Annotated in this window: 16 protein-coding genes; 14 read left to right on the top strand and 2 right to left on the bottom strand. The window is 51.6% G+C overall.

Annotated elements, in window-relative coordinates; genetic code table 11:
- On the bottom strand, positions 1–270 hold a 270-nt coding region (locus B157_RS0105290; RefSeq protein WP_026308507.1), incomplete at its 3' end, for a hypothetical protein.
- Between the two features lie 15 nt (positions 271–285).
- On the bottom strand, positions 286–870 hold the full coding sequence (locus B157_RS0105285; RefSeq protein WP_020602331.1) for a hypothetical protein: 585 nt from the start codon (positions 868–870) through the stop codon (positions 286–288).
- Positions 871–992: 122 nt separating this feature from the next.
- Between B157_RS0105285 and B157_RS0105280 the strand changes: the two genes are divergently transcribed.
- From B157_RS0105280 to rplT, 14 genes are all read left to right on the top strand, one after another.
- Positions 993–2,285, top strand: a complete 1,293-nt coding sequence (locus B157_RS0105280; protein WP_020602330.1) for an acetylxylan esterase — start codon at positions 993–995, stop codon at positions 2,283–2,285.
- A gap of 115 nt (positions 2,286–2,400) precedes the next feature.
- Positions 2,401–3,333, top strand: coding sequence for a D-2-hydroxyacid dehydrogenase (locus tag B157_RS0105275; RefSeq protein ID WP_020602329.1), 933 nt, complete (start codon positions 2,401–2,403; stop codon positions 3,331–3,333).
- Positions 3,334–3,474: 141 nt separating this feature from the next.
- The gene (locus B157_RS0105270) at positions 3,475–6,189 is read left to right on the top strand and encodes a DNA gyrase/topoisomerase IV subunit A (RefSeq protein WP_026308506.1); all 2,715 of its coding nucleotides are present in this window, start codon (positions 3,475–3,477) and stop codon (positions 6,187–6,189) included.
- A 77-nt stretch (positions 6,190–6,266) separates the two neighbouring features.
- Entirely contained in the window at positions 6,267–6,641 is a 375-nt protein-coding gene (locus B157_RS0105265; RefSeq protein WP_020602327.1) for a VOC family protein, read from the top strand.
- A 10-nt stretch (positions 6,642–6,651) separates the two neighbouring features.
- Positions 6,652–7,356 (top strand): SanA/YdcF family protein, encoded by a 705-nt coding sequence (locus tag B157_RS0105260; protein ID WP_020602326.1) that lies wholly within the window; start codon positions 6,652–6,654, stop codon positions 7,354–7,356.
- 148 nt (positions 7,357–7,504) lie between these two features.
- Positions 7,505–7,696 (top strand): hypothetical protein, encoded by a 192-nt coding sequence (locus tag B157_RS0105255; RefSeq protein ID WP_020602325.1) that lies wholly within the window; start codon positions 7,505–7,507, stop codon positions 7,694–7,696.
- Positions 7,697–7,771: 75 nt separating this feature from the next.
- Positions 7,772–8,350, top strand: a complete 579-nt coding sequence (locus tag B157_RS0105250; protein ID WP_020602324.1) for a DinB family protein — start codon at positions 7,772–7,774, stop codon at positions 8,348–8,350.
- Between the two features lie 73 nt (positions 8,351–8,423).
- Complete coding sequence (locus B157_RS0105245; RefSeq protein ID WP_020602323.1) at positions 8,424–8,885, top strand: EVE domain-containing protein; 462 nt, start codon at positions 8,424–8,426, stop codon at positions 8,883–8,885.
- A 43-nt stretch (positions 8,886–8,928) separates the two neighbouring features.
- Positions 8,929–9,822, top strand: coding sequence for a class I SAM-dependent methyltransferase (locus B157_RS0105240; RefSeq protein ID WP_020602322.1), 894 nt, complete (start codon positions 8,929–8,931; stop codon positions 9,820–9,822).
- A 7-nt stretch (positions 9,823–9,829) separates the two neighbouring features.
- Entirely contained in the window at positions 9,830–11,113 is a 1,284-nt protein-coding gene (locus tag B157_RS0105235; protein WP_245565029.1) for a tetratricopeptide repeat protein, read from the top strand.
- 119 nt (positions 11,114–11,232) lie between these two features.
- Complete coding sequence (thrS, locus tag B157_RS0105230) at positions 11,233–13,176, top strand: threonine--tRNA ligase (RefSeq protein WP_020602320.1); 1,944 nt, start codon at positions 11,233–11,235, stop codon at positions 13,174–13,176.
- 173 nt (positions 13,177–13,349) lie between these two features.
- Positions 13,350–13,907: a translation initiation factor IF-3 gene (infC, locus tag B157_RS34490; RefSeq protein ID WP_020602319.1), complete on the top strand. Its 558-nt coding sequence runs from the start codon at positions 13,350–13,352 to the stop codon at positions 13,905–13,907.
- A gap of 158 nt (positions 13,908–14,065) precedes the next feature.
- Positions 14,066–14,260: a 50S ribosomal protein L35 gene (gene rpmI, locus B157_RS0105220; protein ID WP_020602318.1), complete on the top strand. Its 195-nt coding sequence runs from the start codon at positions 14,066–14,068 to the stop codon at positions 14,258–14,260.
- Positions 14,261–14,438: 178 nt separating this feature from the next.
- Positions 14,439–14,783 carry a 50S ribosomal protein L20 gene (gene rplT, locus B157_RS0105215; RefSeq protein WP_041951910.1) on the top strand — a complete coding sequence of 115 codons (345 nt, stop codon included), beginning with the start codon at positions 14,439–14,441 and terminating at the stop codon, positions 14,781–14,783.
- The last annotated feature ends 265 nt before the right edge of the window (positions 14,784–15,048 follow it).

Raw genomic sequence — 15,048 nt, 5'->3', positions numbered from 1 at the left:
GGTGGATTTTTTGGAGAGTCGGCTTTTTCCGTTGAAGACAAAGCCTTGCTGCATCGCTTCAGGTAGCAACTGGGGTTGCTTCTGGAGCCATCCTTGGATTTGTTGGCGGGCAAAAGCGATTTCTTTCATGAAGCGGGGATAGTCTTTTTGAGCGATAGGAATGAAGATAGTGGCGAAGTTTATTTTATCTTTGGAAGCTGCCATGCTACTGGAGGTGTTTGGGTGCAACCACATCAACAGCAGTAATGGCAGCTTTTGTTTAGCGATCATTGCAAACTGTTACAATTAGAAAAAGTCAATCGATTCGGTGTAATCGGTACCGGCCAGGGTATAGGTGCCACCCCCCGTTCCAAAGAACTGCTTCGTCTCCGGATTCAGGGCTACCCATTGAAATCGGCTGCCGGTTAGTAGCTTGATGGTTTTACGGGCTCCCTTGGGCATGGGGGTTCGCTGGCCTCCCTGTCCCGTTCGGGCCGTGATGCGCCATAGACCCGTCAGGGCCGTGGATGATTCGATGATACGACTAAATATCTGGTTTCCAGATGGTGTGGTCAGTGTTAACAAGTCATTGCGGAGGGTAAACCGGTAGGCGTCGGACTGGCCCACCCGGCTGCTATCAGCTGTATCGAACTCGGCCGTTATCCGCAATTGACCGGTTTCCTGTTTATAGGGTCCGCCTTTGGTGGCGATAAAGCGGGACGGTTCGTATGTCGTTTGCATCAGGTAGCCATCGGCAATGGTGATCAGTGTCGTCCTGCCTGCATCCTGCGAGCGCCAGGTGCCGGCGAGGGGATTGGTCTGGTATGGACGAAGCGCGGAGACAAGACTGAACGGTACAAAAAGCAACAGGAGAATGTGTTTTTTTATCATGGGTAACGGCTTTTGCTGGGTATTAAAAAGTACGGGATACCAACGGAGCTACTCAATAGCGGGTATCCGTCAGGTAAGTTCGGCGGCTTTTTTACTTTAGCTCCTAAACTCCTTTCGTGTCTATGAAACGCCTGCTCCTTGTTCTGTGTTTTTTTTGCTTCGCTGAAGCGGTGGCCCAGCCATCCGAACGGTTCGTAAAAGTTATGGTCACCCCCGACCATGCCGACTGGCTCTATAAACCCGGCGAATCCGTCAAATTGACCATCTCCGTTTACCGGAACAACGTGCTGCTGCGGGATGCCAAACTCCACTACGAAATCGGGCCGGAGAAGATGGAGCCGACCAAAAAAGAAACCGTTACCCTGAAAGACGGTACGCTGGCACTGGATGCGGGCACCCTGAAAACACCGGGTTTCCTGCGCTGTATCGCCACGGTGGAGTTGGATGGGAAGGAGTACCGGGGCCTGACAACGGCGGGGTTTGAGCCACAGAACATCAAACCAACGGTGGCCAACCCGGCCGATTTCAACACCTTCTGGACCGATGCGAAAGCCGATCTGGCCAAAATTCCGGTCGATGCCCGCATGACGCTCCTGCCCGAACGCTGTACCGCCCTCACGAACGTGTACCACCTGAGCCTGCAAAACGTCAATAATTCCCGGTTTTATGGCATCCTGTGCGTACCTAAAAAAGAAGGGAAATATCCGGCTATTCTGCGGGTACCGGGCGCGGGCGTCAGGCCCTACAACGGGATGATTGCCGAAGCCGATAAAGGATTTATCACCCTCGAAGTCGGTATCCATGGCGTACCGGTCACGATGGACCCCGGCGTGTATGCCGACCTGGCACGGGGGCCGCTCAACGGCTACCAGATGGCCGACCTGGACGACCGCGACCGGTATTATTACAAGCGGGTTTATTTAGGCTGCGTTCGGGCGGTGGATTTCCTGGCGGGAATGCCGCAGTACGACGGGCAGAATATGGCTGTTACGGGCGGCAGTCAGGGCGGAGCACTGAGCATCGTTACCGCCGGCCTTGATGCACGCATTAAGTGGCTGGGGGCCTTTTACCCGGCCCTGAGCGATGTGACGGGGTACCTCAACGGGCGGGCCGGGGGCTGGCCGCACCTGTTTGCGGGGAGTAGCATGGCATTCAATAACAAACCTGACCGTATCAAAACGACGGGCTACTACGACGTGGTTAACTTTGCCCGGCTGGTGCGCGTGCCGGGCCGGTATGCCTGGGGTTTTAATGATGAAACCTGTCCGCCCACCTCGATGTATGCCGCTTATAATGTAATTCCCGGCCCAAAGACGCTGGATATAACCTACCTCGACACCGGCCACTGGACCTACCCCGAAGAAACGGAAAAAATGATGGCCTGGCTGATGGGGCAATTGAAAGGGGAGAAGTAGGGTGGTCATTGATTGTCATTCACAGGCATTCTTTGTTTTTCACGTTGAATCAGATGAATAGTCAATGACCACCTAATGACCATGAATGACCACTTAATGACCACTTGATTTTACCATGCATCTTTTTGTTAATACAACTCTTTCCGATACCCTTAAAGCGGAACTTCAGCAACAGCTTCCCCCGGATATTACCACTCAATTTCGGCAGGATTTACCCGAAGCAGAACAGGAGGCTGCTTTTCGCGCGGCTGATTTGCTATTGGGGAATCCACCGGTTGCCTGGTTTTCGGAACCCCTGCCAACCCTGAAATTCTGGCAACTGGATTCGGCAGGTTTCGATGGGTACCAGTCCGTTCAGGTGCCCGCTCAACTGGCCAATATGGGCGATTATTTCGCCCGCCCCTGCGCCGAAACCATGATGGCGGGCATACTGGCCCTCTACCGCTGTATTCCCGAACTGGTGCTGTTGCAAAGCCGGTCTGAATGGGTAGGCGTGCCCATTCGCGCCCGCACCAATTCGCTCTGGCAAAAACGGGTCGTCATTCTGGGTACCGGCACCATCGGTCAGGCAGTGCGCAGGATGCTGAGCGGCTTCGACTGCTCGACAAAAATGCTGGCCCGCACGGACCCACAAGCCGATGTCCACTCGGCCGATGAATTAAAAGCCATACTACCCGAAACCGATATCGTTATCAACTGCCTGCCCGGTACGGCGGCAGGCTTTGTTTCGGTCGATGTGATTGCCGCCATGAAGCCCGGTAGTCTGTATGCCAACGTTGGCCGGGGCAACACGACCGATGAACCCGCCCTGATTCAGGCTCTGAAATCCGGCCAGCTGGGTGGGGCAGTGCTGGACGTAACCGACCGGGAACCACTGCCCGCCGATAGTCCGCTCTGGACCTTACCCAACGTATTGCTCACCCAGCATTCCGGCGGGGGACAACCCGACGAGGCCGCTGGCAAAGTGGCACAGTTCAGGCGGAATCTGGAACGCTTTCGGGCGGGGCAGCCGCTGGAAAATCTGGTCGAATTAAACCGGGGCTATTGAAAAAAAATGGCATAAATAGCCCTTTTAATGGGTAATATGCCCGTTTTTCAACTTTTCTTTGTATATTTAAAGGATCGAATAAGCGCCCGGCCATTTGTTAAAACCCGGTCGAATCCACTGAGCAGTTCCCGTAAGAAGTCAATGATAAACGAAGAAAATGAACAGCCGATAGAGGACGATAACCAACAGCCCGAAGCCGAACTTAATGCCGACGGAACCGAACTGACGGACGATCCCGAACCGGATAAACAACCGATTGAGCCTACCACGAATGTATTGCATGACCAGACCGTTGTATCGGGTCTGTACGAAAATTATTTCCTCGATTACGCATCCTACGTTATTCTGGAGCGGGCCGTGCCGGCCGTTGAAGATGGACTGAAACCCGTTCAGCGCCGGATTCTGCACGCGCTCAAAGAAATGGACGACGGCCGCTTCAATAAAGTGGCCAACGTAATCGGGCAAACCATGCAGTTTCACCCGCACGGCGACGCGTCCATCGGGGAAGCCCTGGTGAACATTGGTCAGAAAGAACTGCTGTTCGATACGCAGGGAAGCTGGGGCGATGTTCGTACGGGCGATGGGGCTGCCGCCCCCCGCTACATCGAAGTCCGGCTGTCGAAGTTTGCGCAGGATGCCGTTTACAACGATAAAACTACCGAGTGGCAGCTATCCTACGATGGCCGCAAGCGGGAGCCGGTTACCCTGCCGGTTAAGTTTCCGCTGCTGCTGGCACAGGGGGTGGAAGGGATTGCCGTGGGGCTTTCTACCAAGATTTTACCGCACAACTTCAACGAACTGATTGAGGCTTCCATTAACATCCTGAAGGACAAACCCGTCTCCCTGTTCCCCGATTTTCAGACCGGTGGACTGATTGACGTTAGTAATTATAATGACGGGCACCGGGGCGGCAAAGTGCGGGTACGGGCTAAAATTGAGGAAGTCGACAAAAAAACCCTCGCCATTCGCGATGTTCCGTACGGGGTGACCACCCCGCAGTTAATCGACTCCATCGTGAAAGCGGCCGAACTGGGCAAGATCCGGATTAAAGCCCCCAGCCGGACGGTAGCCGCCGTGGTCGATAACACGGCCAGGGATGTGGAGATTCTGGTGAACCTGCAGCCTGGGGTGTCGCCCGATGTTTCGATTGATGCGCTGTATGCGTTTACCGATTGTGAGGTGAGCATTTCGCCCAACGCCTGCGTCATTATTGGCGACAAACCCCACTTCGTCAGTGTAACCGATATTTTGCGGGTCAACACCCACCAAACGGTGCAGTTACTGCAACGCGAACTGGAAATCCGGCGTAATGAATTAATGGAGCGGTTGCTGTACAGTTCGCTCGAAAAAGTATTTATTGAGAACCGGATTTACCGCAAAATAGAAGAATGCGAAACCTTCGAGGCTGTGCTCGAAGCGATTGATAAAGCACTAAAATCGTATAAAAAGCAGTTTTACCGGACTATCACGCAGGATGACCTGATTCGGCTAACCGAAATCAAGATCAAGCGTATTTCCAAATATGATGGCTTCAAGGCGGAGGAGCTGATGCGCCGGTTAGAGCAGGAAATGGCCGAAACGGCAGACAACCTGGCGAACATCACCCGCTACGCCATTGCCTATTACAAAGAACTGCAAAAGAAATACGGCAAAGGCCGCGAGCGAAAAACCGAAATCCGGGCGTTCAATACCATTGCCGCCAGCGTGGTAGCTGCGGCCAACCAGAAACTGTACGTCGACCGCGAAGGCGGGTTTGTTGGGTCAGGACTCAAAAAAGATGAATACGTCAGCGATTGTTCCGACATCGACGATATCATCGTTTTCCGGCGTGATGGTAAGTGCCTGGTGACGAAAATTACGGATAAAGTATTCGTTGGCAAGGACATTGTGTACGTATCGGTATTCAAGAAGGGCGATGAGCGCAAGATTTATAATGTCGTATACCTGGATGGCAAGTCGGGTATCTCGATGGCCAAGCGATTTCCGATTACAGGCGTCACCCGCGACCGGGAATATGACCTGACAATGGGTAATCCGAAGTCGAAGATGACCTATTTTAGTGCGAACGATAATGGCGAAGCGGAAGTCATTACGGTGAACCTGACGGCCCAATCCTCGGCCAAGATCAAACAGTTCGACTTCGACTTCGCCAGTGTTGGGATCAAAAATAGGTCGGCGCAGGGAAACATACTCACGAAGTATCCCGTCCGGAAACTCACTCAGAAAACGGGTGGCGTGTCCACCCTGGGCGGGGTCGATATCTGGTACGATGAACACCTGGGGCGGCTTAACCGCGATGAACGGGGACGTTTATTAGGGAATTTTGACGCGAAGGATAGTATATTGGTCGTTTATAAAGACGGGCAGTACGAACTGACAAGTTTTGACCTGACTAACCGCTACGAACCCAACGACGTAGCCAACTTGCTGAAATTTGACCCGGAAACGGTCCTGTCGGCGCTGTATTACGAAGCGAACCAGAAGGCGTGGTACGTGAAGCGGTTTAAAGTAGAGACGACATCGCTGGATAAGAAATTTAGTTTTATCGGTGATACCAAAGGATCAAAGAATCTGGCCGTTACCGTCGATCAGTACCCGCGTATGGAGGTTATTCACCAGGTAAAAGACCGGGGGCCACTGGAAAAAATGGTTCTGGAGCCGGAAGGCTTCATTGATGTGCGGGGCTGGAAAGCGTTAGGGAATAAGCTACCCTTTGCCAAAGTGAAAGAGGTTAAACTGCTGGCCCCCAAAGTAGTGAAAGATGGGGCAAAACCATCCCCGGTGAGCGCACCGAAAGCGATTGATCTGGTTGAAGTAACCGAGAAAGAACCGGCCCAGTTAGGGCTGTTTTCCTGAAAAACTCTTCGGGTTAGCGATTAGCGTCGAAAAGCGATTAACTCGAAGAGTTTTTAAACGGTAAACGGACAAGTACGATGGCAGAAACAAGATTGCCTGGTCTGAGAACGGTTATTTATGCCGCCCCCGATCTGGCAGTAGTGAACGCCTGGTATGCGGACGTACTGGGTATTGACCCCTATTTCGACCAGCCTTTTTATGTAGGTTTTTCCGTCGGCGGGTATGAATTGGGGCTGGTACCCGATACTGAACCCACCGTTGTTTCGAATGCCGACACCCTCACGTACTGGGGCGTTAGTGACATCGGGGCGGTGATGACACACTGGCTCGACCGGGGTGCTACTGTTCACACCGCTGTTCAGGGAGTAGGCGATGGAATAAAGACCGCAGCGGTCAAAGACCCTTTTGGCAACGTAGTTGGGTTTATTGAAAATCCTCATTTTAGTCTTTAAACATAAGTAAATGAACACGACCTTGGCAACGGACTACAGTAACGACACGCCCCACGAAGCGTCTGGCGTCCGGATAGCCAAGTGGGTCATCAAAGCCTTCATCAGGCTGGCCTTTTTCTTTGTCCTGGTTGTGTTACTCAGTAACTGGTGGGTCGTTTATAACACCCGCGATCAGATTTACTTCGATATGGATGAGTTGCCCGCCAATGAATACGGGCTGGTGCTGGGTACGAGTAAGTTTGTCCGGTCGGGGAAGGAGAATCTGTTCTTCCGATACCGAATGGAAGCAACGGCCCGATTATGGAAAGAGGGAAAGGTTAAGTACCTCATTTTAAGCGGTAATAATGATTCTGAGTACTATAATGAACCCGTTGACATGCAGCGGGCCCTGGTCAAACTCGATGTGCCGGCATCGGTCATGACACTCGATTACGCGGGCTTCCGAACGTTCGACTCCGTGGTGCGGTGCAAGTCGGAGTTCAAACAGCACAAGATCACGATTATCTCCCAGAATTTTCATAATACCCGTGCCCTGTACATCGGTAACCACGAGGGGCTGGAAGCCATTGCCTTTGCCGCGCAGGATGTGCCCGATGGCTACTCCCTCCGTACCCTGATTCGGGAGTATCTCGCCCGGCCCTACGCCCTGCTGGATGTGTACCTGCTGCATCCCCAACCCCAAAAAGGCAATCTGGAACGCAAACGTACCCCGTAGCCGGTGCGCGTTCCCACATCCATCCGGCATTCTCGCCTGTATCCTTCTTCGGGATTCCCCAACCAGCCACGCATACCAGGCTTAGTTACGCAGCAGACTGATGAACAGAGCTCATGTTTAGCGGGGTTTTTTTCGGAAACCATCAATAATGGCTACCTTTGCTGATAGCGTAAAACCGGGTACGGCGTTTGGGGATAACGATGGGGAAATTGACGAATACAGCGTAATGAACCGATTATTTTGCAGCGATGGTCAGGAACTTTACAACCTGATAACACGATTGAAAACAGATACACGGGTCTCCACAATCCGGAAAGCAACCCGTACCGATACCGTATAAAAACTCTTTTTTAGGGATGTCGCGTAGGGTGAATGAACCTACCGGCCCATCCAATCACCTTATCATCCATTCATAATGGTTCCAAACGACGAACTGATTCGCATTATTGACCTTCTGAATACAACCTACGAGGGGGAGGAAGCCTGGCACGGCCCATCGGTAGTCGATGTTTTACGGGGAGTAACACCCGAAATGGCCGGGAAACGAATTTCCCCCAACACCCATAGCATCGCCGAACTTGTTTTTCACATGACGAGCTGGCGAATTTTCTGCGTCAAGAAAATGCAGGGCGATGAAGCATTCGATATTACCACCCCCAATAAAGATTTTGGTGCCCTGCCCGATAAGATCGACGATTTCGAGTGGGAAGCACTGGAAATGGAATTAAGCCTGAGCCAGGAAGAACTCATCAACGAACTTGACAAACGGGACGATGACGAATTCCTGGAAGACATTGTACCGGGTCGGGATTATACGTACTACGACATGTTGCACGGCATCATCAACCACGATATGTACCATACCGGCCAGATCATGATCATGTATAAGACCCTGTTATTGAAAGTGGCTGGCCCGCGTTACAATGACGATGAAGCCGATGAATATGGTTCCCCATTTGGCAGTAGCAGCCACGAACAGGACGATTATTATTGATTGGTCAAAAGAGTAACGGGCCGCCCGTCACTCTTCTGACCAATCAATAATTCACTCAATCTATCATTCAACATTGAATTACTGGCTCGTTAAATCCGAACCCGACGCCTACGGCTGGCATCATTTTATCGAGCAGGGACGTGCTGTCTGGGATGGCGTTCGTAATTATCAGGCACGAAACAACCTGAAAACCATGCAATTGGGCGATCAGGTCCTGTTTTATCACAGTAATACCAAGCCGGGGCGGTCCGCCGTTGCGGTGGTGGGGCTGGCAACGGTAGTTACCGAAGCCTATCCTGATCCCACCGCCCTGAACGAGCCTGAAGGGACAGCCACGAAACCAACTGACTGGGTAGTGGTAGAACTGGAACCCGTTATGGCACTGGAAAAACCCGTGTCGCTGGCTCAGATTAAAGCCGAACCTTTACTGGCCAACCTTAGCCTCATCCGGCAGTCGCGCCTGTCGGTTATGCCCGTTCGGGCGGATGAATTCGAATTGATTTTGAAAATGGGACAGGAAAATAATGATGAATGATAAACTGACAAGTCTGGCAATAATTTATCATTAAGAGAAGTACATGGCTGACATACAACTGATTATTCCTGAGCCCTGGTCGGAATATGAACTGATTGATTCGGGTAACGTTCAGAAACTCGAACGGTTTGGTGACTTTATTCTGGCCCGGCCCGAACCGCAGGCCGTCTGGGATAAATCACTCACGGATCAGGAATGGACACGTCTGGCCCATGCTGTTTTCCAGCGCGACCGTCAGTCGCCGGAACGGGGCGACTGGCAAACCAAGCCCGATATGCGCGATCCCTGGTCCGTTTCCTTCAGGCAGGGTGGCTTAAACCTTAGGTTTAAGCTGGCTCTTACCACCTTTAAGCACGTTGGGCTGTTTCCTGAGCAGGCTAATAACTGGGTGTATATTCACGATAAAATCAAATCGATGCTGCCGAATGTAGCCCGGCCCAGCGTTTTGAATCTGTTTGCCTATACGGGAGGAGCGTCTCTGGCAGCCCGTCAGGCCGGAGCCGAGGTGACGCACGTTGACGCAGTGAAACCGGTTATTAGCTGGGCGCGTGAAAACATGGACTATAGCGAACTGACCAATATCCGCTGGATGGTGGAAGATGCCATGAAATTTGTTCGGCGTGAGGTGCGAAGGGGCAATCAGTACAACGGGATCATTCTGGACCCTCCGGCGTATGGCCGTGGCCCCGCTGGCGAAAAGTGGGTGCTCGAAGAACACCTGAATGAACTGCTTAAAGCCTGCGCCGACCTATTGGATCGGACCGATTTTTTCTTTATCATTAATTTGTATTCGCTGGGGTTCTCACCCCTTATTCTGGATAACCTGATACGGCAGATTTTTGGCAGCGTACCAAACCCGGAATGGGGTGAGCTGGCCGTGTCTGACCAGGCCAACAAACGGCTACCGTTAGGGGTATTTTATCGGTTTAGCTCATAGATAAAGAATGAAAGAGCGAGAGAGATGTATAAAGAGCGAACGAGCGAAAGAGCGAACGAGCAAAAAAGGGGGGCGCCCGCTTTTCGTTCTTTCATTCTTTCACTCGTTCGCTCTTTCGCTCTTTTTAATGGCCTGCAACGACGATAACCGGCAGGCGGCCCGTATCCCCGACTTTCCTGCGTTTGATGACAGTAGCCGGTCAGCCGGGGCCTTTCGCGCACTGACCGCAGCCATCAATCAATCGTCGCCCCCGTCGGCTTACGCAAAAAGGGCGGGTATTCTACTCATGATGGGGCGGGTGAAAGAAGCCCTTACCGATATTGATGAAGCCATTGAACGGAATGACAACATAGGCGGGTATTATCTGACGCGTGCTCAGATTCTTCGGGCATTGCACCGTCCCGCTCAGGCCCTCCAGAATGCGCAGCGGGCCGAAATATTAGGTGTTGATACGCCCGAATTATATACGCTTCAGGGCGATTTACTGCAACAGCAGAATCAGTTCGATAAAGCGAAACTTTACGTAGCGAAAGCCCTTCAAATGGCTCCTTACGATGGCGAAGCGTACTTTTTTAAGGGCCTGATGACCGCCCGTCAGGGCGATACGGCGCAGGCGCTGGTATTATACCAGCAGTCATTACGACTAAAACCCCGTTACCTGGAAACGTACAATCAACTGGCCTCCGTTTATCGGACCATTGGCGATATGAACACCGCCCTGGTGTATAATCAACAGGCACTACACTACTTCCCGAACAATGCCCGACTGTATTATGGCCGGGGATTAATCTATCATACTGAGGGTAAACCAGACAGTGCCATGCTGTATTATCAGCAAACAGTGAAGGTACAGCCAACATACTATCAGGCGTATTTTCAGATGGGTCTCCTCAACCAGAAATACCGGAATTACTACGACGCACTGGCTAACTACCAGCGCGTTCAGGAACTGAGTCCCCAGTTTCCGCGTATTGATACCTATATTGGGTACTGCCACGAACAGATGGGGCAGTACGAACTGGCCATTGCGGCTTATACCAAAGCCACCCGGCAGAACGCCGGTGACCGACAGGCTGCTGCTGGTTTATGGCGCTCGCAACGCCATCAATACGTCAGAAATAATCCGTTTTTTTCGCCGGATACCGCAGCAAAACCGCTGAACCCAACGCGAAGCCGTCCCGTACTGGATACGAGTCGTATTCGTATTTCAACCATTCAGCCCAAGAGCCGCGTAACATCGGGTACCAGCGATTCGTTGCAGCGAACGGTGAAACCGATTGGACAGAATTGATGCCGGATAAAGTATACAAGGCGTATGAAATAGATCATACGCCTTGTCTCACAAGTAGTAAGAATAAGCAGTTTACAGTTGTAGGTAAGCTGTGGGTGCCATAAATAACTAACAACACTATGATTGCGCAGGACGAACAAATCCGCGTAACGCTGCCCGATGGCAGCGTTCGGCAGTATCCAAAGGGCAGTACCGGCCTGGATGTTGCTACCCAGATTAGCGAAGGGCTGGCCCGTAATGTACTGGCCGCCAAGGTAAATGGAGTGGTGCAGGATGCTGCCCGGCCCATTGAGAGCGATGCCAACGTGCAGCTGCTGACCTGGAATGACCCCGAAGGGAAAGCCACCTTCTGGCACTCGTCGGCGCACTTGCTGGCCGAAGCCCTGGAAAGCCTCTATCCGGGGGTTAAATTTGGTATTGGACCCGCCGTTGAAACGGGATTTTATTACGACGTAGACCTGGGGGGGCAGCCGTTTTCGCAGGAAGACTTCAAAAAGGTAGAGGATAAAATGCTGGAACTGGCTCGCCAGAAACAGGCCTACGTCCGTACGCCCATGGGCAAAGCGGAGGCTATTGCTTACTTTGAGGAAAAAGGCGACCCCTACAAACTCGACCTGCTCGACGGGCTGGACGATGGCACGATTACGTTCTATACGCAGGGCAATTTTACCGACCTCTGCCGGGGGCCACACATTCCCAACACGAGCTTTATTAAAGCGGCTAAACTGATGAACGTGGCTGGTGCCTACTGGCGCGGCAACGAAAAAAATAAGCAGCTAACCCGGATTTACGCCGTCACGTATCCAAAACAGAAAGAACTCGACGAGTACCTGTACCTGCTCGAGGAAGCCAAAAAACGCGACCACCGTAAGCTGGGTAAAGAGTTGGAGTTGTTCGCGTTTTCAGAGAAAGTAGGAGCGGGGCTGCCCCTATGGCTGCCTAAGGGAACCGTGTTGCGCGAACGACTGGAGAATTTCTTGCGGAAAGCCCAGCTCCGGGCCGGATACTCGCCGGTAGTGACGCCCCACATTGGTAGCAAACAGTTGTACGTAACGTCGGGACACTGGGAAAAATACGGCGAAGACTCGTTTCAGCCCATCAGGACGCCCGATCCAAACGAGGAGTTTCTGCTGAAACCCATGAACTGCCCGCATCACTGCGAAATTTACAAAACCAAACCCCGCTCGTACCGCGACCTGCCCCTGCGGCTGGCTGAATTTGGAACGGTGTATCGCTACGAGCAGTCGGGCGAGCTGCATGGCCTGACCCGCGTGCGGGGATTTACGCAGGATGATGCGCACATTTTCTGCCGCCCCGACCAGGTGAAGGATGAATTCATGAAGGTGATCGACCTGGTGCTGCACGTTTTCCGCTCCCTTGGTTTTTCAGATTACAGTGCCCAGATTTCCCTGCGTGATCCGGAGAATAAAACCAAGTACATTGGTTCTGACGACCTGTGGGAGAAGGCTGAATCAGCCATTATCGAAGCGTCGGCCGAGAAAGGTCTGCCAACCGTAACGGAACTGGGCGAAGCGGCCTTCTACGGCCCTAAACTCGACTTTATGGTGCGTGATGCCTTAGGTCGGAAATGGCAGTTAGGTACGATACAGGTCGACTATAACCTGCCGAACCGATTTGAACTGGAGTATGTAGGAGCCGATAACCAGAAACACCGGCCCGTTATGATTCACCGGGCACCGTTTGGGTCGATGGAGCGGTTCATTGCCATCCTGATTGAGAACTCGGGCGGTAACTTTCCCCTCTGGCTCTCGCCCGACCAGATTGCTATTTTACCCATTTCGGAAAAGTACGAAGACTACGCCAACGACCTGTTTTTTACGCTGCAGGAACACGATATTCGGGGCTTTGTCGATCATCGAGATGAAAAAATTGGCCGCAAAATTCGGGATGCCGAAGTGAATAAAATCCCGTACATGCTGATTGTTGGCGAAAAAGAAGCGGCCGAAGGTGGAGTGTCTGTTCGCCGTAAAGGACAGGGCGACCTGGGTAGTATGTTGGTGGATGACTTTGTGTCCTTATTCCAGGCGGAGGTGAAGATGTAATAAATCAGTGAGTGAGTGGATCAACTACTCACTCACTCACCCGCTTCCCCGCCGATTTAAACTTGTTTAGAATCCGTATTTTGACTGGTTTATCGAACTTTTTAGCAACCTTTACGTTATCCAAGCGACTTCTGGAAAGTCAGTTTGAAAAATTGTTACCCTAAACATAATCTATGGCATTACCCCAGCGCAGACCACCCCGTCGCGTGGTTGAAGAACCTTACAAAGTAAATGAGCGCATTTTAGCCCGCGAAGTGCGTGTGGTCGGTGAGAATGTAGAGCAGGGCATCTACGAGACGAACAAGGCGCAGGCCATGGCCAAAGCACAAAACCTCGACCTGGTTGAGGTGTCGCCTAATGCCGCACCGCCGGTTTGCCGTATTGTAGACTACTCTAAGTTCAAGTACGAACAAAAGAAAAAGCAGAAAGAAATCAAGGCGAACGCCACGAAGGTGGTAATAAAAGAAATCCGATTCGGTCCCAATACGGACGATCACGATTTTGAGTTTAAACTCAAGCACGCCATTAACTTCCTGAAAGAAGGTGCCAAGGTGAAAGCCTACGTACAGTTCGTGGGTCGGGCCATCGTATTTAAAGATCGGGGATTTCAACTACTGGATCGTTTTTCCAAAGGATTGGAAGAGTACGGCAAGGTGGAGTCTGAACCCAAACTGGAAGGCAAGCGAATGAGCATGTTCCTGTCGCCCAAAGTTGTTGTGCCTAAGAAATAAAAAGTAGCTAGGCATGTAAAATGAATAATGGACCATGTAAAAGGGTAGTAGGAAAGACTTACTCCATTTTACATGGCCCATTATTCATTTTACGTTCTCTTTTTTTGTATCTTTGCGGCCTGTTTACTTAAATTTTACCCACAAAGCGGTTTACTGCAATGCCAAAAGTAAAAACAAATTCGGGCGCCAAGAAGCGTTTCAAGCTGACTGGTACCGGAAAAATCAAGCGGAAGCACGCCTTCCACAGTCATATTCTGACTAAGAAAACAACCAAGCAGAAGCGCAATTTAGTGCATGATACGCTGGTTGATGGTCCTGATGAGCGTCGTATCAAAGCGTTGCTGAACATCTAAGGACTAAGAAAGAACGCGATTGCGTTCTGGTTTCACGTTTCACCCGAAGCCAGGCTTTAAGTGAATGATGAATGATGAATGATGAACGATCAGTACAGGATTTCTGTATTATTCTGCACTTTTCATTCTACACGCTACACTCTCTTTCCGCCTGTCGTCAAAAAACAAGTAGCATACAATGCCACGTTCCGTCAATCACGTAGCCTCACGGGCACGCAGGAAAAAAGTAATGAAGCTGGCCAAAGGTTATTTTGGTCGGCGTAAAAATGTTTGGACAGTTGCTAAAAACGCTGTCGAGAAAGGATTAGGATACGCGTACCGCGACCGTCGTGCCAAAAAGCGCGATTTCCGTGCGCTGTGGATTCAGCGGATCAATGCGGGTGCCCGGATGCATGGGTTATCCTATTCGGCCTTTATGGGCGCGCTGAACAAAACAGACATCACGCTGAACCGGAAAGTACTGGCCGACCTGGCCATGAACCACCCGGAGGCATTTGCCGCCGTTGTGAATCAGGTAAAGTAAACAGAAAGTAATGCGAAAAGCATGAGTCATCCCGAATTTTGGGTGATGGCGAATGCGACCATCAGTGCGTTAGTGATGGCTGAGCGTAAGCGGTAAATCGGCACCAAAGCTTTTCGGTGCCGATTGCCTGTTCGGGGTACCCACCGTTTGAGAAAAAGAGGCACCCAATGGGGCCAATTCCTCAGTAACGACAACAAGAAGTCATACACCAAAGCGACCATCCCCAATAACTTCAGCCTGTTCTCCCAGAACCAAAGTCGAGGTG

This window comes from Spirosoma spitsbergense DSM 19989 (genome assembly GCF_000374085.1).
Lineage (GTDB): Bacteria > Bacteroidota > Bacteroidia > Cytophagales > Spirosomataceae > Spirosoma > Spirosoma spitsbergense.
This window is presented reverse-complemented; position numbering and strand designations above follow the sequence as displayed.